We start from the raw sequence: 18,817 nt of genomic DNA on the forward strand, positions 1-18,817 counted from the left end.
TAGCGAGCCTCGAAGGATGCACGGCCCGGGCCGTCGCCCTTCGAGGGCCGTACTGTGCACGGCCACCTCAGGGTGACGGTTTTCAGTTCTGTCGCGCAGGCGACTTGCGCTTTTAGGATTACACCCCTTGGACCTCGACACGCTCTTCAACTGCCTGACCAGCTCCGCGTGTCTCGTGACGCAGACCACGTCGGGCTTCATCATCGGCATGCTGCTGTTCCTGGTCGCGGTCGGCCTGACGCTGATCTTTGGCGTGCTCAAGGTGGTCAATTTCAGCCACGGCGCGTTCTATATGTTCGGCGCGTATTTCGCGATGTCGGCCTATCAGGCCAGCGGCAGCTTCATCGTGGCGCTGCTCGCCGGCTCGCTCGGCACCGCCATCATCGGCCTGGTGTTCGAGCGCGTGTTCATGAGCCGGGTCTATGGCAACGACGTGCTGATGCAGCTTCTGGTCTGCTACGCCTTCGTGCTGATCTTCGACGACAGCGTGCGCATCATCTGGGGCCCTGAATTCAAGTCCATGGGCATGCCCACGGCCTTCCAGGTGCCGCCGCTGTTCATCGGCGGCGGCGTGGTGCCGCCGTTCTACCTGCTGCTGATCGCGGTTGCGCTGGCCGTCGCGGCCATCCTCGGCCTCGGCCTGGCGCGCACGCGGCTCGGCAAGGTGATCCGCGCCGCGGCGCATAATCCGGCCATGGTGTCCTCGCTCGGCATCAACACCGGCTTGATCTATGGCGGCGTGTTCGCGCTCGGCGGCTTGCTGGCTGGGCTTGCGGGCGCGCTGGCGGCGCCGGTGCGCTCGCTGACCCCGGGCATGGGCTTCTCGGTGCTGATCGAGTCCTTCATCGTCACCGTGATCGGCGGCATGGGCTCGATCCTGGGCGCGCTGATCGGCGCGCTCCTGATCGGTTTGATCCGCGCCTTCGGCTCCCTCGGCTTTCCGCTGTTCACCGACGGCCTGATGTACCTGTTCATGGTGATCGTGCTGGTGGTCCGGCCGACCGGCCTGTTCGGCAGGGATGTGGCATGACCGAGTTGCGCGCCGACAGCACCACCGATGTCGTCAGCGAAACGCGCGCGGCTGCGCCGTCGCGGCCGCGGCGATCGACCGATTGGGTGATCGCCCTCGTCGTGTTCGCTGTGCTGGCGACGCTGCCGCAGCTCACCAGCAGCAAGTATCTGCTCGACTTCGTGATCCGCTGCGCGGCCTTCGGCCTGTTCGCCACCTCGCTCAATCTGCTGGTCGGCTACACCGGCATGATCTCGTTCGGCCATGGCATGTTCTTTGGGCTGGGCGCCTACGGCTTCGGCCTGATCATGCAGCGCACCGGCATGCCGATCCCGCTGGCGATGCTCTGCACCCTGCTGCTCACGGCGGTGGTTGCCGCCGGGATCGGCGCCATCTGCGTGCGCCTGAAAGAAATCTATTTCGCCTTTGTCACGCTCGCCTTCCAGATGCTGATCCACAGCCTGATCCTGTCCTGGGTGCCGCTGACCGGCGGCGACCAGGGCCTGCGCGGCGGCATCCCGCGCCCCACTTTCCTCGGCATCGATCTCGCCAATCACACCCATCTCTACATGCTGAGTTGCGCGCTGCTGGTGCTCGGCCTGTTGCTGATGCGCCAGATCGCGCAATCGCCGTTCGGCTATACGCTGCGCATGATCCGCGACAACGCCACCCGCGCCAGTTTCATCGGCATCGATGTCTGGCGCGCCCGGCTCACCATCTTCGTGCTGGCGGCGCTGTTTGCAAGCCTCGGCGGCATCGTGATGGCGCTGTTTGTATCAGGCGCCTATCCGGAATTCGCCTACTGGACGATTTCGGGCGAGGGCATCTTCATCAACATGCTGGGCGGTGTCACCACCTTCCTGGGGCCGATGGTCGGCACTGTTGTCTTGCTGCTGCTCAACGACACCGTCACCCGGCTGACCGAGCACTATGGCCTGGTGCTCGGCATCGTCATCCTGTTTTTCGCCATCGGACTCCGTAAGGGCCTGATGGATTTTGTCGTCGAATGGATCGCGGCGCGCCGCGACAACAAAAAAGGGCCAACGACATGACCATCATGGAAACCACAGGGGTGGCATCAAGCGGGCGCGTCAGCGTCGTCACCGGCGGCGCCAGCGGCATTGGCGAAGCCTGCGTGCGCCAGCTTGCGGCCACCACCAGCACCATGGTGGTGGTGCTGGATCGCGACCTCGACAAGGCGAGGGCGGTTGCCAAAAAGGTCGGCGGCCGCGCCTATGCCGGTGACGTCGGCGATGCCGCCGCGCTTGAGGCTTGCGCTGCCACCATCGAGCGCGAATGCGGCCCTGTCGATGTGCTGGTCAACAGCGCCGGCATTCTGCAAGTGCCGCAGCGGCCGCACGATCTGCCGATGGCGATATGGGATGACGTGGTCAAGGTCGACCAGCGCGGCACCTATGTGGCGTCGGTGGCGTTCGCGCGCGCCATGATCGCGCGCCGCCGCGGCAGCATTGTCAACATCGCTTCCATCGCCGGCATGCGCTCGATGCCGCTGCATGCCTATGCGCCGGCGAAGGCGGCCGTCATCGCCATGACCGAATGCCTGGCCTCAGAGTGGGGGCCTTCGGGCGTGCGGGTCAACGCGGTGTCGCCGGGATTTACGCTGACGCCCGCCCTGCAGGAGGCGATCGATCGCGGCGAGCGCGACACCGCACACCTCATCGTCAACGCCGCGCTGCGCCGCCTGGTCACGCCCGACGAGATCGCCCGCGTGGTTGCATTCCTCGCGTCGGACGCCGCCTCCGCCATGACCGGCGCCAATGTTCCGGTCGATTGCGGCTGGCTCGCGGGCACCTCGTGGAGCACCTATGGCGGCCTGAGGGAGGCGACGGGTTAGCTCATGCTTAGCGTCCAGCACCTCAACAAGGCATTCGGCGGGCTCAAGGCCAGCGACGACGTGTCCTATGATTTTGCGACCGGTTCGCTCACCGCGGTGATCGGGCCGAACGGCGCCGGCAAGAGCACGTTCTTCAACCTGATCACCGGCGCCCTGAAGCCGGACAGCGGCCGCATCCTGCTCGACGATGTCGATCTCGCGGGGCGTTCGCCGCCGGAGATCGTGCGCGCCGGCATCGGCCGCGCCTTTCAAGTGGCCAGCATCTTTCGCTCGCTCACGGTGGACGAGACCATGCGGGCCGCGGTCGGCGCCGACCAGGGCCGTGCCGCGGTGATGTTTCGGCGCTTTCCGCTGGCCGAGACCCGCGATCGCGCCGATCACGCCATGGAGATGCTGGGCCTGATCGACAAGCGCCATCGCACCGCGGCGACACTGTCCCACGGCGACCAGAAGCTGCTGGATATTGCGCTCGCGCTGGTGCTCGATCCCAAGGTGCTGCTGCTGGACGAGCCGACCGCCGGCATGGGCACCGAAGAGCGCTGGCGCATGATCGACAAGGTGCGCGAACTGTGGGAGCGCGAGAAGATCACGGTGGTGTTCATCGAGCACGACATGGACATCGTGTTCAAGATCGCGCCGGCCATCGTGGTGCTGTGTTACGGCCGCATCCTGGCCACCGGCACGCCTGATGCCATCCGCAGCAATCCCGCCGTGATCGAGGCGTATCTGGGCACAGAACAGCATGCGGGGGCGGCATGAGCGCGTCGCCTGTCGTTCAGGTCGAGGACCTCGACGTCTATTATGGCACCAGCCAGATCCTGTTCGGTGTCGGCCTCGACGTGCGGCTCGGCGACACCATGGCGCTGCTCGGCCGCAACGGCGCCGGCAAGTCCACCACCATGAAGGCGATCGCGGGGCTCGCCCCGGCGCGGCGGGGACGGGTGACATTGCGCGGGCAGCTCGTGTCCGGCCTGAAGCCGCATCACATCGCGCGCGCGGGCCTCGGCTTTGTGCCGGAAGACCGCCAGATCTTTCCCGAGCACAGCGTCGAGGACAATCTCATCATCGGCCGCAAGACGGGCCCGGAGGGCCAGGACGACTGGCCGCTGCGGCGGATCTATGACGTGTTTCCGCTGCTGGAGCCGCTGCGCCATCGCATCGCCGGGCGCCTGTCCGGCGGTGAGCAGCAGATGCTGGCGATCGCCCGCACCCTGATGGGCAATCCGGTGCTGCTGCTGCTGGATGAACCCAGCGAAGGCCTTGCGCCGATCATCGTGCAGCGCATCGGTGAGCTGCTGCGCCAGTTGCGCTCAACCGGCGCCACCATCCTGATCGCCGAACAGAACATGCATTTCTGCCTGGGACTCGCCAGCCGCGCCACCGTGATCGACAAGGGCCAGATCGTCTACAGCGCCGGCATCGAGGAGCTGAAGGCAAACGAGACGGTGCGGCAAAGGTATCTGGCGTTGTAGAGCTGCGGCGGGAACATGTTCACCGTCATCCTGAGGTGCGAGCCGAAGGCGAGCCTCGAAGGATGGACGGCCGCAGCCTCTCAACGCGGGCCGTGCGCCCTTCGAAGGCCGTGCTGCGCACGGCCACCTCAGGACGACGGGGTTAGCTCATTCGACTGTCCTTTTGTTATTTTCGTGAGTGAGAATGAACAGATGTCCACCCTGACCCATCAGATCGCAACCTTCACCTCCGCGCTCTCCCCGGACTCCCTGCCACCCGAGGTCACCGAAAAAGCCCGCACCTGCATCCTCAACGCCTTCGGCATGGCGCTGAACGGCCAGGACACGCCTTACGCCAAGGTCGCGCGCGAGGCGGTGCTGGCCATCGACGGCGAACTGCGCGGCGGCGCGACACTGCTGGGCGATGGGCGGCGCACCACCATCGGCGGTGCGTGTCTTGCCAATGCGGCGCTGTTCCATGGCCGCGCCCAGGAAGATACTTGCGGTGCGGCGCATTTCGGCACCGTGCTGATCCCGATGCTCACCGCGATGATCGAGGTGCATGGGTATCCGCTGGAGCGGCTGATCCCGGCTCTGGTCGCGGGATACGAAGCCGGTGGCCTTTTGGAAAACGCCTTTGCCGGCCAGACCACGCCGAACAGCTTTCGCTCCACCGCCACTTTCGGCGTGATCGCCGCGGCTGCTGCCGCCTCACGCCTGATGGCACTCGATGCGGCGACCACCGCGTCGGCGCTCGCGAACGCCGTGTCGTTCACCGGCGGAGTGCTGCAGTCGTTCGCCGACGGCACCGACGAGTGGCGTTATCAGCCGGGCCTGGTGGCGCGCAACGGGCTCGCCGCCGCGGCGCTGGCCAAGGCCGGCTCGGTGTCGGCGCCGCTGGCGCTGGAAGGCAAGGCCGGTTTCATCAAGGCGTTCGCCGGCGTGGCGGCGCCGCCGGATCTCGCCAAAACCCTCGGCCGCGACTGGGCGACGCTGCGTGTCACCTTCAAGCCGTTCCCGGTGTGCGCCTTCAACCAGACCCCGGTGACCGGTGCGCTCAAGCTGCGCGAAATTCTCGGCGCCCACGTGCCCAAAGCGGTCCGGGTGCGCATGAATCCGTATGAGACCGGTTATGCCGGCATGGATGCGGTCGGCCCCTTCAATTCGATCTCCGGCACCCTGATGAGCATTCCCTTCTGCATCGCCACCACCTTGGTACATGGCGCACCGGACATGGCGCGGATGACGACCTATGACGATCCCGCCGTCGCGGCGCTGATCGGCCGCACCACCCTGGTCAGCGATGCCGCGGTGCCGACGCTATCGGCGGTGATCGAGGCCGATACGGAAGAGGGCACGCTGATTCAGGAGCAGCGCATGACGCCGGCCGACTATGCCTATGGCCGCTCCGCGGTGTCGGACATGCTGCGCCGGATCGGTCGGGAACAGCACGTGTCACCGGCGGCGTTCGATCGCATCGAGGGCTTTGCGGAGCGGCTGCCGGCGGGCGGCATCGCGGATGCGATCGGTGCGTTTTCTATTGCGGCGTAACGGTTGCTACAGTCCTGAAAAGTCCGGCTTGCCCTGCACCACGAACGTCTCGAGCATCGCCCAGCAATTGTCGCGCAGATAGGTCTCGGTCCCCGCAAGGCGATCGCGCCAGCGTGGGCGCAGTTCGTCGGCCATCCGCGACACCAGGACCTGCTCGTAATCCTGGTGCAGGTCCCAGGCGCTCTTGCCGTCGCGGCCGGGCGGATGCTGCGTCAGGAAGGCCGGAAACGGCAGCGCGGCGTAGGCGCGTCCGGCGGCGTCGGCCAGATCCTTCAGGAGCTCAACCTGCGTGGTGACGTCGGCGCGGCGACCGGGACGGCTGACGTGGCCGGCCACCAGCGTTTCGAAATCGTAGGCCAGGATCTGGCGATGGGCGGCGACGAAGCCCGGGATATCGACGGCGACGCCGAGATTCTTGTAGGGCATCCATCCGGGATAGACGATGTCCACCGCCATCAACGCCTTCTGGCGCGGCGCGAAGATGAAGATGCTGTCCACCGAATGGTTGGCGCCCTTGTACGCGAGGTCGAGGCGCTGGCCGCCATGGTCCAGCGTATAGCTGTCCTCGAACGTCACGGACAGCGGTGGCCGGCGCGCATCGTTGCGCGATACCAAAAGCTCGGCGGTGCGGCGATGGCCGATGATGGTGATGCCTTTCGGAAACAGATGCGCACCCGCGATGTGGTCGACATGCTCATGGCTGTAGATCAGGTGGGTCACCGGTCTGTCGGTGACCTCCGCGATCGCCTTGAGATAGTTGGCGCCAAGTGTCGGCGGCGCATCGCAGGCGATCACGCCGGCGGCCGTGACCAGAAACATGGTGCTGTAGGCGCCGTCGGTGATCCAGTAGAGATCGTCCCCGATCGGTTGCACGGCATATCCCTTGGCGGGATCGATGGTAGAGTCGGCCCCCGCCGCGGCGAACGCGCCGTGTTGGCCGCCGTCGCACATCATCGCCGCGCCAATTGCACCGGCGGCGTAGCGAAGAAACTGGCGTCGTTGCATGCGCATGGCAGGACTCGTCGAAAGGTCGTGAGACGGCGGTGGGCTTACGGGCAGGGCGCGCCGGTATGGACCCAGGTTTCCGCTGCCCGCATGAAGTCGTCATAGGGCACCGGCGGTGGCGTGCGTGGACGTCCCCTGTGATCGGTGCCCGGCGACCAGGCCCACATCACGAGGTGGGTCTTCAGGTGAGCGATGATCTGGTCGCCGCTGCGGCCGCCATTGTGCTGCGGATCCTTCAACTGGCGGCAGAGCGCTGCAATGGACAGGCCGTCCCAGCCCATGGCGCGCGGCGCCAGTCGCCACGCTTCATCGGCACCGGGCACCCCGCTGGCCGCATTGTTGGTCCGGCCGTGACAGGCGGAGCAGGGCAGGCCCGGCGCGCCGTGGTCTTCGCCGCGGGTGACGTGAAAGAGATGCGGATGCCGGTCGTCGCCCTGGCGCGGAAAGTTCGTCGAGGTATGGCAGTTGTGGCAGCGCGGGCTCAGCATCACGCTGGCGACCCGGTCGAAGGCGGTGGCCGCATCGGCTGCGCGGCCGGTCTGCGACAGCGATGGCTGGGGCGCCAACAAAGCGAGCGCCGCGGCCGTCACCGCGCTCGCGGCCACAGCCATGCCGATCATGCTGGCTCTGCGCATCACGCCTTGCCTCGCGCCGCGCGATGGATCGCCGAGCGGATCCGCGCATAAGTGCCGCAACGGCAGAGATTGGTGATGGCGGCGTCGATCTCCGCATCGGTCGGATGCGGCCTGGCCTTCAGCAGCGCCGCCGCCGCCATGATCATGCCGGACTGGCAATAGCCGCACTGCGGCACCTGCTCGGCGATCCAGGCCTGCTGCAGCGGATGCGAGCGGTCCGGCGACAGGCCTTCGATGGTCTGCACATGCTTGCCCGCAGCCGCGCCGAGCGGAAACGAGCAGGACCGCACGGGATCGCCATCCACATGCACGGTGCAGGCGCCGCACGCCGCGATGCCGCAGCCGAACTTGGTGCCGGTCATGCCCAAGCGATCGCGCAGCGCCCACAGCAGCGGCATGTCCGCATCGGCATCGACGGTGACGGCTTGGCCGTTCACTGAAAATTGCGTCATCCCACCCTCATGTCAGCTGATAACCGCTACGCAACAGCGGCAGCGCGCGGATGCGTTCGCCGGTGGCGGCAAAGATCGCATTGCAGACGGCGGCGTGGATCGGCACCGGCCCCAGCTCGCCGACGCCTGTCGGCTTTGCCTCGCTGTCGATGAAGCGCGTGGTCATCGTCGGCGTCTCCCACAGATGCAGCGGATCGAACCCATCGAAATTGGTTTCCTGCACCTCGCCGCCGCTGAACGTCACTTCCGTGCGTAGCCCGGACAGGCCCCACACCACGCCGCCTTCGATGTTGGAGGTCGCAATCCCTGGATCGAGCACACGCCCGATATCGACCGCGCTCCACACCTGGTGGCATTTGACCGCCTTGGTTTTGCCGTCGCCGGTCGCGACGGACAGCTCCACTACCTGGGCGATATAGCCGCCGAACGCCTTGGCCAGCGCCAGCCCCCGGGTGCGTCCGGCCGGCACGGTGCCGCCCCAGCCGCTCTGGGTGGCGACGCTCTTCAGAACAGCGACGGCGCGGAGATCGCTCGCGGCCAGCGTGAGCCGATAGGCCAGCGGATCGCGCCCGGCGGCATGCGCCAGATCGTCGATGACGCTTTCCAGCACGAAATTGTTCGGCCCGTGGCCGGTGGTGCGCCAGACCGAGACCGCCAGCGGCGTCTCCACCCGGTGCTGCTCCACGCGCGTGTTGGCGATGGCGTAGGGCGGCGCGGCCACGCCCTCCACCGACATCTCGTCATAGGCCTGCGGCGGCGCGATCGGGCGGGTCCAGTCGCCGTCCGCCTGCAGCACGCCGCGCGGAAAGATGTAGAGCATGTGCGAGGGCGACACCACGCGGTGGGTCATGGCGACGGGCAGGCCGTCGGTGCCCAGCGCCGCCGTCACCGCATGGGTCATCGGCGGGCGATAGGCGTCGTAACGGAAATCCTCCTCGCGGCTCCAGATCACCTTCACCGGCTGGCCAACGGCTTTCGCGACAACGATCGCAATCTGCATGAAATCCGCGAGCAGCCGCCGGCCGAAGCCGCCGCCGAGCAGGGTGCGATGGAGGATGACGCGCTCGTCAGGCAACCCGGTGAGGCGTTTGGCGACGGCGTGGGCCATCTCGACCCCCTGGGTCGGGCACCACAGCTCGCAGCGCTCTGGAGTCACATGCGCCGTGCAGTTCATCGGCTCCATGGTGGCGTGGGCCTGGGCCGGAATCTCGAAGGTGGCGTGATAAGTCTTGCCGGCTGCCGCGAGGGCTGCCTCGCTGTCGCCGACCTTGGCGGTGACGTCGAAGGCCGCTGTCTTAAGCCGCGTGGCATGATCCGCACGCTGCGCTTCGGTGGAATAGTCGGCCAGCGGGCCGGGCGCAAAGATAAGCTCGGTCTGGTCGAGCGCGCGTTTCGCGGTCCAGTAATCCTGCGCCACCACCGCAAGGCCGGACGGAATCTCGACCACCGCCCGCACGCCCGGTCGCGCCTTGAGGGCGTCCCTGTCGAACGGCTTCAGCGTTGCCCCCGGCGAGGGGGCGCGACGAATGGCGGCCACCAGCATGCCCGGCAGCTTGACATCGATGCCGAACACGGCGGAGCCGTCGACCTTCGACGGGATATCGATCCGCGGCTGCGACTTGCCGATCAGCTGCAAGGCGCTGTCGGGTTTGAGCTGAGGGGCCTTCGGCACGTCGCGTTTGGCCGCCTCAGTTGCGACGGCGCCAAATGACAGCTTGCGTTTTGTCGTGTCGTGAAAAATGCGGCCGGCCTCGACACGCAGGCTGTCGGGCGCGACGCCAAGCCTGACTGCTGCGGCTTCGACCAGCAGGATGCGGGCCGCGGCGCCGATCGTGCGCATCATCGGAAAGAAGGTCGAAATCGACTCGCTGTTGCCGGTGAACATCCATTGATATTGCGGATGGCGATAGGCCGGATCGAAATCGCTCCATTCGAGCTTGACGCGTGGCCAGTCGGCGCCGAGTTCGTCGGCGAGCACCATCGGCAGCGTCGTGGCGATGCCCTGGCCCATCTCCGATTGCGCCAGCATGATGGTCACTGTGTCGTCAGGCGTGATGCGCAGCCAGGCGTCGACGGCGGCGCGGGTCGGTGGCTGGGCGGCTGCGGGTTGCGCCTGCGCCAGCGTGCGCCCGTGCAGCAGCGCCGCGGCGCCGGCCCCGGCGGCGAGCACTTGTCGGCGCGAGGGATGCTGGTGCGATGAGGGGCTGGAGTCGTCTTCGGCGGCGACTTTCATGGGGACCGTCAGGCTCAAGGGGCGCCGCCGGCGGGAGCGCATGCCGTGGCCGACAAAGTGTCGCGTCCGGGGTACAAGGCGGCTATTATTCATTCAAATGAAAACGCTGGATAAGCGATATGAACAAAATCGATATCGATCAGATCAAGCTGCGGCGGCTGGATTTTTCAATGCTGATGATTTTTCGCGATCTGGTCCGGCTGCAGAAGACCACGGCGGTCGCCGCGCAGCTTCGCCTCAGCCAATCGGCGATCAGCCATGCGCTGGCGCGGCTGCGTGAGGTGTTCGCCGATCCGCTGTTCATGCGCCGGCCCAACGGCCTGGAACCGACATTCCGCGCCATGGAGCTGTTGCCCAAGGTGGAGACGATCCTGCGGATGGCGCAGGAGGCGCTCGATGTCCCGACGCAGTTCGACCCAACGTCATCCACCCGCTCGTTCCGGCTTGCCGGCAACGACCTGGTCGGCGGCGTGATCACCCCGCCGTTGCTTGGCCTGTTGCGGCGGGAGGCGCCGGGCTGCCGTGTCGCGTTCCAGTTCGCGGTCGGCGTCGAGAGCTTGAATGCGCTGAGGAGCAACGACCTCGACCTTGCGATCGGACGGATCTGGAATCTGCCCGATGATTTTCAGGCGACGCCGGTGTTCGAGGAAAGTTTCGTCGTTGTGGTGCGCAAACATCATCCGCTTGCGCGCGCCGGCAAACTGGGCCTGGAGGCCTATCTGGCGCTGGACCACATCCTGGTCTCGTTCCGCGGCGGCTACTGGGGCATGGTCGACCAGGCGCTGAAACGCCGCCGCCTGAAGCGGCGCGTGGTGGCGAGTGTGCCGATGTTCATGACGGCGATGACGGCGGTGGCGCAAAGCGATCTCGCCGCCACCGTGCCGGCACGGCTGGCCGCCAAATATGCCCCGCAGCTCGGGCTCAAGGTGTTCGAGGCGCCGGTGAAGATCGACGCCTTTACGATCAGCCTGGTGCGGCATGCGCGCTCGCTCGCCGATCCCGGGCTCGACTGGCTGGCCGGCAAGATCATGCAGGCCGAGCAGGGCTGACGGACCCAAGCGGTCCACATGCGCTTACCGACTGATCCAGATCTCAAGGTCCGTATTTTCTATCGTCTTAACCATGACCGCACGCAACGGGCGGCCCGGGATACCTGCTGATCGCGCGCTGCTCGCCACGGCCGCAAGACGTTCGGCAAGCGCGCCGTCGCCACGCGGACCAAAACGGACCTCGTTCACATTTGCGGCCTCAGGACGTTGCTCGCCGCCTTGATCTGCGCCCTGAATGTTCCAACCCGTCTGCAGCAGCGAGTCGGCAAATTGCACCATAACGGGGCGCTCAATGCTCCCGGCAAACCGGATCGTCACGTTGGGGCCGGCCGGAAGCATCGTCAGCTGCGGAGCTTGTTGGGGGGTGACCTGCTCAGTTGGCGGCGTGGTGCGCGGCGACGGTAGCGGCAGCGCCGCCGTGCTGGCGCAGCCTGGTCCGGTTGGAAGATCGGCAAATGGCAGGGCGGCGACGCGCCGCAGCGATGACAGATGATGAATGCGCACACGACCATCGAGGCTCGCGGCGGCGAGATATTGTTCGTTGTGTGAGACCGCGAGGCGGCTGATCGGTCCGCCATGGCCCCACAGCGTCGATGTCACGGAGATCGAAGGAATGCGTGTGGCCAAGCTGCTGGATCCCGCGAACATCGCGACGTTGCCGAGATCTATCTCCCTGATCGAACAGTCCTGTGCCGCCACGTAAAGTCGCGTCCCGAGCCGTGACGACAGCGCCGATGCGGTGGCCTCAACATCAAGCGGCAGCCGTACCATGGTCATCGAGGGGGATGGCAAGGCAGCCGCGGGGCCGGTCAGGCCGCGCCTCTCCAGGCGCGCAACGTAGATGTCTCCGTTGGATGTGCGAACGGTCAGCAATCGACCGTCGTCCGACATCTCCAGGCTGTCGGGCGCCAGCAGAGGTGGGGGCGTGCCTTCGGGAAACAGAATGTCTTGCGATACGATCGCGCCCGAGGAGCGCGCCGGATACCAGGCCTTGATCGATCCGTCGCTGGCGGCTGAAGCGAGCTGTGCCCGGCTTTCATCCAGACTCCACGCCCCGGCAGTGGCGAGCGCCACCACCGCCGCCCCGTGGCTTCCTGCCCCTTTTCTGGCGGCAGTTTGTTCTGCACTCACGATTGGCGTGCGGTCCTCCCGGATGAAGGCGATGCGGCCATCGATGCCACCGACAGCGATCCGGCCTGGACTGGGGAGGGCAATCATCGCCGTCACCGTCGTATCCCAGGGCAGCGCAGGCTCGAAGCGCACGGGTTGCCTGGCTTGATCGGGCTGGGATTGTGCGTTGGAGGCCGATGTCCGCCAGACGGTTCGCGGGTCGGGTGCGATCGCCACGATGCCGCGTTCGTTGCTCCTGTCCGGATTGCGCAGGCGAGTTGCACCTGTGACATAGAGTGCACCGTCGTCGTCGACCACAGCCAGTCCGCCCGGTATCACGAGTTCGAACGAGGTCGTGCGGGCGACCAGGGCGCCATCGTCCGCCGGCTGCGCGATGGAGGCGGCGAGTTCGGCACGAGCACCCGTCAGAATGGGAGCCAGCGGCAGCGGAGCGGACCCGACAAAAGCGGATGACGAGGGAATGGTGCCGCTGGGCTGAACAAAGGTTGACGCTCTGCGATCATCCATAAACACGACGGCGGTGTCGTTCGCGAACCAATGCATCCCGCTCATTGCCGCCAGTCTTGTCCCTGGGGTGCGCGCGGCCAGTGGTGCGCTATCCGCGATCCACTGTTGCGACCATTGCGCGATCCACAACCCGCCGAGCAGGCCGACCACGCCCGCCGTCAGGATCGGCGCCCGCTTGACGATCATGACCGCAAAAGTCGCATTGATGCGAAGGTGGGCGAGCGTGATGCCGATCAGCTCCGCCCAGCGTGGTCCGGAGGTGCGCGGGGTCACATCGGTCATGCGGGCGGCCTTTCCGACGGTGATCCGGCGGGCGTTTCGGGCGTCTCCTCGCGGCGTTCGGTCTGGGACGTCTCGCGGGGGGGCGATTGCGATTCCGGCTCACCGCTCGCTGCGGGCGGAGCGGGAGTGGATGACGTGTCCGACACGCCGGCAGGTCGCTGAGGTGACAGGGATGGAAGCAGCCTTGGCTGGTACGGCAGTGAACGGCGCAGCAGGATGCAAACGCCCGCGGTGACCAGGCAGAACAACACGAAGACGAACAGTGGAAACCAGGCTCCTATCGGATGCGGGCTGGTGCGGAAATCGGGGACGAGCGATGCGGCGCCGATGCCGGCGCCGGCGATCAGCGCCGCGATGCCGGCTTCGCGCCGGAGAACGGCGCGGCCGGCGGCGGCGCGCAGCAAGGCTTCCCGCTCGGGTGTGACGGGGGGCGGTTCAAGATTCACGTTTCCGGCAAGAGCACGCACCATCACCGCGTCCGGAGGCAGCGCCAGCGCGCCGGTGCGCGGCCACCAGATCGCCAGCGGCCCCGGGGCTTCGCCTGTCCGCGGTGTGAACAGCGCGCGAATGACCTCGCAGGCGCGCTTGAGGTCATCCCCGTCGATCGCGGCCAACACTTCGCGGCGCAGCCATTCGGGCATGCGTCCGGTGCGGAACCAGGGCAGCGTGGTCAGGCGTTCGAAAATGCGGCGGTCGCCCGGCGTGTCGCGGAACACCATCGGTGCTTCCGGGTGAGGGCCGGCGCGAAGATGCATGCCGATATGCTGCGTCAAGTCGAAGCGCAGTTGCGGATAGATCGCGCAACCCGCATGCCAGAGAAATCCTTTTGGCCCAAGCCAGCGTCGCAGGTCGCTGATGATCTCGGCGATGCTCTCGGGCGACGGCGCGAGATCGGTGACGAGCAGCACCCTGTCGGGCAACAGATGCGGGCCATACGAAACCCTGGCGCCGGAGCCAAACTTGTCCGCAATGGCCTTCCACCAGACGTCGAGCTTTGCCAGCCCGATGACGCCGCGGGCGCGTTGAAGTGCGAGGCGGTGGCTGGCGCGCCCATAGGGTAGCCGGAAGCCCTGTGCAAGATCGGCCGTCATGTCCTGTGTCGTGCGGCCGAGCGGGACGTTGAGGTCGCGCGACATCGCAAACTCCACCTCACCCCAGTCGCCGACGGGCACAGGCGTCAGCACCATCCGTTCCTCCCAGAACGACAAGCCCTTGCCGACGGCTTCGCGCACCCGTCCGGTGATGCGCTCGACGAGGTCTCTCCCGTCCGTCACCAGGATTAGGCGCGCATTGGGATGCAGATCGCGAAGCGAGGGCAAGGCGAGCAATTCCTCCCGTCCGTTCAGCCCGCCGACGTGGGCCCGCGTCTGCGCCGCCACCACCCGGCGGACGAACAGCGGGTCGCGTTCGTAATCGTAGATGCTCATCGACAGGCCGCGTTTGGCCATCGTTTCCATGACGCGGCGGACACGCAGGCGCTCATGGTCATGCGGCTGCCAGCGCTGGATGATGACCAGATAATCGACCATGCGCTGGACGCGCCGCATCACCGGCTCGGCGTAGCCAGCCTGGCGCAGCACGGCGGTGACGCTGCGGCGCGCATCGAGACGGCGCCCGGCCACGGGCCGGTAGCGCATCAGTGCACGCAAGCTGTCCCGCGTGATGAATGGCTCCGGCGCGCGGCTGTCGACGGCGCCGCTGGCCTGCCGGATGCCTTCCAGCGCCGGGGGGCCGCCCAGCGCCCGCATCTCCTCATCCTTCCAACGTTCGAGCACGTCGTTGGTGCGGCGGCGAAACCTGAACGGCGCATAGAAAATGAACAGCAGCAGCGGCAGGCCCGCGAGCAGGAGCCACGCCCGCGACCAGGGGAGCGGCGCCGCTGCAGTGGATGCAGGCGTCGTGCCGGTCGCCACGGCGAGACTGCCGGGCTGCAGCGCCTTGTCGTCCGCGACGATGCGGCTTTCGAACAGGACGCGCGGCAAGTTCGCAGACATCGCGGCGATTTCGGCGGTCAGCCGTTTGAGACTGGTAATGCCGCGGGCGTCGGCGGTCAGCGCATCGTCGGGCGGCAGCGGCCATCCGCGCAGCATAGCGACCAGGAGCGTATCTGACGTGCCGAGTTGCGGTGTCCGGCCGGCATGTGCGGCGGCCAACAGGCGCGGCGTTACGCCGCTCTGCGTTGCAGCGCGAGTGTCGAGAAGTTGGCGGGTGGTCGCCATGGCACGGTCGTAGGCTTCGGCAGCTCGCTTGTCCAAATCTGCCGTCGGCGGCGGGGACGGTCGAAGCACAGGAACGATGATCCGCCGCGAGTTCTTGATCGGGTCGGGTACGGCTTCGATGATGGGTGTGGAATGCATGACGACGGCCAGGGATAACGCGCCCGCGGCGGCCATGCGGACCAGCCTCCAGATGCTGGTCGGTTCCGGCGGTTCCGGTGGCTGAGGCGCGGGCGGTTCGGGCGCGAAGCCGGCGAGAACGTCCGCCAGCAGGCGCCGTGCGGCGCCGTTTTCGGCGAGGATGGGGGCGAGATAATTGATCCAGACCTCAGGGCTGGCGCCATGTTCCGCAATGCCGCCGGGACTTCGCAGGTCGGTGATGAGACGATGTAGGTCGATGCGCTGGCCGGGCGTCATGCGCCATGCGCGGTCGCCGCTCTCGCTCAGCCGCCGCGCAGTCTCGTACACCACGATGAGCTCGTCGGGATTGATCGCGATGGGGGCAGCGGCCGCGTCGGACATGTGGTCACGTCGTCATGACGGCCACGCGGGGCGGCGCGGCGGGCAGGGCATCGAGGGCGACCTTGAAGACCGGCAGGTCCGATTTGAGTTTGATGAGTGCGGGGGCAAGCCGCGGCATCCAGGCCGCGAGCGTCATTTCGTAAGGACGTGCCGCCACGATGCGGCCGGCATCGATCAGTTCGGCGATACCGGGATCTTTTTGCATGCCGCTTTTGCGCAGTGTGCCGAACAAAGTCAGCAGTGTGCCGCGCTCGACCTCCGGAAACGGACCGTCGCGGCCCGATGAGCCGAAGTGGAGATCGAGTATCTCCTTCAGAACGTTGGGTTCGGGAAACTCGATCGCGAGGAACACGCAGCGCCGCAAAAACGCATCCGGCATCTGGCTTTCTTCATTTGATGTCGCGATGACGATCGGCCAGCGGTCGGTGGGTATCTTATCACCAGGCGGCGTCGCGTCGCGCTCGCCGGCCCTGTTTCCGAGCTCGGGAACTCGGAAACTCATATCCTCGATCTCCCGCAGCAGATCGTTAGTGAAGTCGCGCGGTGCCTTGTCGATCTCGTCGATGATCACGACGGATCGTCGCGGCTGGTTGGGCGATGCCGCATGTCCCGAGCCTTTCAGCAGATCCTTCACTTGGTCTCGCGGATGGGCGTCCAGGATGGCCCGGCCGAGCCCCTGATAATGGATGAAGTCGCCGGACGTCATTTGCGGCGCTGCCGCCCGCTCTTCCGGTGTTCTGGTCGCGTTCAGTTGCGCTTCGCGAAACCGCCCGACCGCATCGTAGGTGTAGAAAAGCTCGCGGGCTTCCGATGACGATTTGGTCGAGAAGAAGTACAGCGACCCGATGCCGAGCCGCCGCGCGACGGCGTAGCCGAGTTCGGTTTTTCCGCATCCCGGTTCACCGGCGACGAGTAGCGGTCTCTTCAATCCGATCGCCACATCGACCGCCGCCTCGATGGCCGGCGTGAACCGATAGATGCGGCCCTTTTCCGAGGGGTCGTCGTTATCGAGCAACTGCGAACTGCTGATGTCGGAAGGGCTGGACGAGAGCTCCATGAAGATCGTCATGGCGTGTTCATCTCCGTTTCGCTGCGGATCTGGGCAATGGCGGCGTTAGTGATCGGTCCTTTGAGCATGGCGATCACCTCGGCCATGTAGAATTTGTCTCCGGGATTGAACCCGGCGGGGATTTCAATCGGCGTGTTGCTTTTCTTCCAGGCGGTGTTGATGTTCGTTCGCCACGCTTCGATGTCGTTGCGCGTCACTTTCGGCAGCGCGAAGCTCGCGCCGCAGTGGCGCGGAGGCATTTGCGTCCACAATGGTGCGATCCGGCCGAGATCGACCTGGACCACCGGCAAATGCTCGTAGACCACGAGGGCCTGAAGCGCCTGCCAGGCGTTCGCCGTATGGATTTTCTTTTCAAGAATATATTTTGCACACTCCTCGCCGAGGATTTCCATGTACATCCTCTCTTCGTCCGGCGAACGCTCGGCGAGATCACTCACTGTGTACACGAGAAGCGTTCGTTCGGCGATCGCCCAGGATCCGAACTCATTCGCGATCTCCTCGCGCGCCTGCTGCGGCGGCGTATTGGGGGCGGGCCAGTTCAATCCAAAGCTCCTCCAGGGCGGAGCCGCGCCTTCAGTCTCCTTCGATCCGCCGAGATAACGCGCGATGAAGTCCGGCGCGCTCTTCGCTTCTGCCTGCACCACGCCGATCATGATACGTTCGATGAACTCTTTGACTTGATCGTCGTTCTGCCGGCACAAGACGTGATTCACATGAACGGTCGCGGGACCGTTTCCGCGGAGCTTGGCCTGGATCAGGTTATTCTGCTTGTCGCGATCGATCAGACTTACGGCGGCCATGACGCGTTGGTCGATCGCGCTCTGGGTGCAGCTACTCAGTTGTTGCCCCGCGTCCATCCGGCGGACTTCGATGGGTGGCGGTTCGCTGCCGATAAGTTTGGCATGAAGCGCCGGCGATGTGACGGCGAGGTCCGCAAGGATGCGGTCGATCGGGATGAACTGGTTGTTGGTGTTGCCACCATTCTCTTTCCCGGCATTGTGCAGTCCGACCAGCGTCGTGTCGTCGAAGACGGGAGAGCCGGAGGATCCCCTGCCTGTCGATGCGCCGTACTTCATGCGCAGGCCGTTCGCAATGAGCTCTGACTCCTTGGTGTCCGATGTCTGTAATGATTGCTGGCTGAACCCACCGCCTGTTCCGATGCGCTCCGGAAACTGGAAAACCGTGAACTTCCGATTGGCAAGGTCCGTGCGGTTCTCTTTCATCATGATCCAGCCAAGCGGCCGGACCTCCGGATTTAGGGGCGTTTGCCCCGCATACTTTCCGACGGGTGAGGTCAATTTCAGAATGGCGTAGTCGAACAAAGGCTTTCTCGTCACGGGATCGAGGTATCTGTCGTCGTCATCGAGACCGAAATCCACGTCGCCGGCGGCGGTGGGGCTCAGCGCGACGAAGGCCTCCTTCTCGCTTTGCGGCAGGGCGATCCAGTTATGCTCGTCGTCTTCATACTGACCATCCGTGAAGAAATTGAAGCGGCATTTGATCAGGCTGGGCGCGAACAATTTGCCGTCCTTGTCGGACACCACGTGATAGTTGGTCATGACCAGATCTTCCGCGATCAGGAATCCGCTGCCGCGGCCTGAGCTGCCAACCACGATGGAGCAAACGCAGGCGAACCGCCGGGCTTCGAGCGTTTCGCGTTCGGAGGCTGCAACAAACCTGCTTTTTGGATTGAGGGCCTGCAGGTTGTTCTGTTTGTCCTTTGGCGCGCTCTGCTGGCCGGACCAGGCAGATCTCAACGGTGCCAGGAGTTGTGAAAGCCCAAGCGGCATCAGAGCGCTCCACCGCCGGGCGCTTGACTATAAGTGCACTGAAGTCGGACAGACCTGAAC

The 18,817-nt window shown here is 65.9% G+C and carries 15 protein-coding genes; 7 read left to right on the top strand and 8 right to left on the bottom strand.

Annotated elements, in window-relative coordinates:
* Positions 1-127: 127 nt before the first annotated feature.
* The 6 genes from RS897_RS21795 (at position 128) to RS897_RS21820 (ending at position 5,866) form a co-directional block, all read left to right on the top strand.
* Positions 128-1,030 carry a branched-chain amino acid ABC transporter permease gene (locus RS897_RS21795; RefSeq protein ID WP_315830795.1) on the top strand — a complete coding sequence of 301 codons (903 nt, stop codon included), beginning with the start codon at positions 128-130 and terminating at the stop codon, positions 1,028-1,030.
* Positions 1,027-2,061: a branched-chain amino acid ABC transporter permease gene (locus RS897_RS21800; protein ID WP_315830796.1), complete on the top strand. Its 1,035-nt coding sequence runs from the start codon at positions 1,027-1,029 to the stop codon at positions 2,059-2,061. The genes RS897_RS21795 and RS897_RS21800 overlap by 4 nt, the downstream gene beginning before the upstream one ends.
* Complete coding sequence (locus RS897_RS21805; protein WP_315830797.1) at positions 2,058-2,864, top strand: SDR family NAD(P)-dependent oxidoreductase; 807 nt, start codon at positions 2,058-2,060, stop codon at positions 2,862-2,864. The genes RS897_RS21800 and RS897_RS21805 overlap by 4 nt, the downstream gene beginning before the upstream one ends.
* A gap of 3 nt (positions 2,865-2,867) precedes the next feature.
* Positions 2,868-3,623 carry an ABC transporter ATP-binding protein gene (locus tag RS897_RS21810; protein WP_315830798.1) on the top strand — a complete coding sequence of 252 codons (756 nt, stop codon included), beginning with the start codon at positions 2,868-2,870 and terminating at the stop codon, positions 3,621-3,623.
* Entirely contained in the window at positions 3,620-4,336 is a 717-nt protein-coding gene (locus tag RS897_RS21815; RefSeq protein WP_315830799.1) for an ABC transporter ATP-binding protein, read from the top strand. The genes RS897_RS21810 and RS897_RS21815 overlap by 4 nt, the downstream gene beginning before the upstream one ends.
* Before the next feature lie 192 nt (positions 4,337-4,528).
* The gene (locus tag RS897_RS21820) at positions 4,529-5,866 is read left to right on the top strand and encodes an MmgE/PrpD family protein (protein ID WP_315830800.1); all 1,338 of its coding nucleotides are present in this window, start codon (positions 4,529-4,531) and stop codon (positions 5,864-5,866) included.
* Positions 5,867-5,872: 6 nt separating this feature from the next.
* Here RS897_RS21820 and RS897_RS21825 read toward each other — a convergent pair whose 3' ends face one another.
* From RS897_RS21825 to RS897_RS21840, 4 genes are read right to left on the bottom strand one after another with little or no spacing between them, the layout of a single operon-like run.
* The gene (locus tag RS897_RS21825; protein WP_315830801.1) at positions 5,873-6,877 is read right to left on the bottom strand and encodes an MBL fold metallo-hydrolase; all 1,005 of its coding nucleotides are present in this window, start codon (positions 6,875-6,877) and stop codon (positions 5,873-5,875) included.
* 38 nt (positions 6,878-6,915) lie between these two features.
* Entirely contained in the window at positions 6,916-7,506 is a 591-nt protein-coding gene (locus RS897_RS21830; RefSeq protein ID WP_315830802.1) for a hypothetical protein, read from the bottom strand.
* Positions 7,506-7,958 carry a (2Fe-2S)-binding protein gene (locus RS897_RS21835; protein WP_315830803.1) on the bottom strand — a complete coding sequence of 151 codons (453 nt, stop codon included), beginning with the start codon at positions 7,956-7,958 and terminating at the stop codon, positions 7,506-7,508. The genes RS897_RS21830 and RS897_RS21835 overlap by 1 nt, the downstream gene beginning before the upstream one ends.
* A gap of 7 nt (positions 7,959-7,965) precedes the next feature.
* Positions 7,966-10,191, bottom strand: a complete 2,226-nt coding sequence (locus RS897_RS21840; protein ID WP_315830804.1) for a xanthine dehydrogenase family protein molybdopterin-binding subunit — start codon at positions 10,189-10,191, stop codon at positions 7,966-7,968.
* A 119-nt stretch (positions 10,192-10,310) separates the two neighbouring features.
* Here RS897_RS21840 and RS897_RS21845 point away from each other — a divergent pair, with 119 nt between their 5' ends.
* Positions 10,311-11,240: a LysR family transcriptional regulator gene (locus RS897_RS21845; protein ID WP_315830805.1), complete on the top strand. Its 930-nt coding sequence runs from the start codon at positions 10,311-10,313 to the stop codon at positions 11,238-11,240.
* A 24-nt stretch (positions 11,241-11,264) separates the two neighbouring features.
* Here RS897_RS21845 and RS897_RS21850 read toward each other — a convergent pair whose 3' ends face one another.
* Genes RS897_RS21850 through RS897_RS21865 form a run of 4 tightly spaced genes read right to left on the bottom strand, consistent with a single transcriptional unit; the run spans position 11,265 to position 18,757 of the window.
* Positions 11,265-13,160 carry a WD40 repeat domain-containing protein gene (locus tag RS897_RS21850; RefSeq protein WP_315830806.1) on the bottom strand — a complete coding sequence of 632 codons (1,896 nt, stop codon included), beginning with the start codon at positions 13,158-13,160 and terminating at the stop codon, positions 11,265-11,267.
* A complete protein-coding gene (locus RS897_RS21855; protein ID WP_315830807.1) occupies positions 13,157-15,898 on the bottom strand; it encodes a hypothetical protein in 2,742 nt (913 codons plus the stop codon). The genes RS897_RS21850 and RS897_RS21855 overlap by 4 nt, the downstream gene beginning before the upstream one ends.
* Positions 15,899-15,902: 4 nt before the next feature.
* Positions 15,903-16,967, bottom strand: coding sequence for an AAA family ATPase (locus tag RS897_RS21860; protein WP_315830808.1), 1,065 nt, complete (start codon positions 16,965-16,967; stop codon positions 15,903-15,905).
* Complete coding sequence (locus tag RS897_RS21865) at positions 16,964-18,757, bottom strand: trypsin-like serine peptidase (protein ID WP_315830809.1); 1,794 nt, start codon at positions 18,755-18,757, stop codon at positions 16,964-16,966. Before RS897_RS21865 ends, RS897_RS21860 begins: the two co-directional genes overlap by 4 nt.
* Positions 18,758-18,817 lie beyond the last annotated feature (60 nt).

The organism is Bradyrhizobium prioriisuperbiae, from assembly GCF_032397745.1.
Classification (GTDB): domain Bacteria; phylum Pseudomonadota; class Alphaproteobacteria; order Rhizobiales; family Xanthobacteraceae; genus Bradyrhizobium_A; species Bradyrhizobium_A prioriisuperbiae.

What these genes read in the sequence shown, in the direction of transcription:
- RS897_RS21820 (WP_315830800.1), top strand. Translation starts at nt 4,529, where the DNA reads ATGTCCACCCTGACCCATCAGATCGCAACCTTCACCTCCGCGCTCTCC.
- RS897_RS21830 (WP_315830802.1), bottom strand. Translation starts at nt 7,506, where the DNA reads ATGCGCAGAGCCAGCATGATCGGCATGGCTGTGGCCGCGAGCGCGGTG.
- RS897_RS21825 (WP_315830801.1), bottom strand. Translation starts at nt 6,877, where the DNA reads ATGCGCATGCAACGACGCCAGTTTCTTCGCTACGCCGCCGGTGCAATT.
- RS897_RS21805 (WP_315830797.1), top strand. Translation starts at nt 2,058, where the DNA reads ATGACCATCATGGAAACCACAGGGGTGGCATCAAGCGGGCGCGTCAGC.
- RS897_RS21850 (WP_315830806.1), bottom strand. Translation starts at nt 13,160, where the DNA reads ATGACCGATGTGACCCCGCGCACCTCCGGACCACGCTGGGCGGAGCTG.
- RS897_RS21865 (WP_315830809.1), bottom strand. Translation starts at nt 18,757, where the DNA reads ATGCCGCTTGGGCTTTCACAACTCCTGGCACCGTTGAGATCTGCCTGG.
- RS897_RS21860 (WP_315830808.1), bottom strand. Translation starts at nt 16,967, where the DNA reads ATGACGATCTTCATGGAGCTCTCGTCCAGCCCTTCCGACATCAGCAGT.
- RS897_RS21840 (WP_315830804.1), bottom strand. Translation starts at nt 10,191, where the DNA reads ATGAAAGTCGCCGCCGAAGACGACTCCAGCCCCTCATCGCACCAGCAT.
- RS897_RS21835 (WP_315830803.1), bottom strand. Translation starts at nt 7,958, where the DNA reads ATGACGCAATTTTCAGTGAACGGCCAAGCCGTCACCGTCGATGCCGAT.
- RS897_RS21810 (WP_315830798.1), top strand. Translation starts at nt 2,868, where the DNA reads ATGCTTAGCGTCCAGCACCTCAACAAGGCATTCGGCGGGCTCAAGGCC.
- RS897_RS21855 (WP_315830807.1), bottom strand. Translation starts at nt 15,898, where the DNA reads ATGTCCGACGCGGCCGCTGCCCCCATCGCGATCAATCCCGACGAGCTC.
- RS897_RS21845 (WP_315830805.1), top strand. Translation starts at nt 10,311, where the DNA reads ATGAACAAAATCGATATCGATCAGATCAAGCTGCGGCGGCTGGATTTT.
- RS897_RS21815 (WP_315830799.1), top strand. Translation starts at nt 3,620, where the DNA reads ATGAGCGCGTCGCCTGTCGTTCAGGTCGAGGACCTCGACGTCTATTAT.
- RS897_RS21800 (WP_315830796.1), top strand. Translation starts at nt 1,027, where the DNA reads ATGACCGAGTTGCGCGCCGACAGCACCACCGATGTCGTCAGCGAAACG.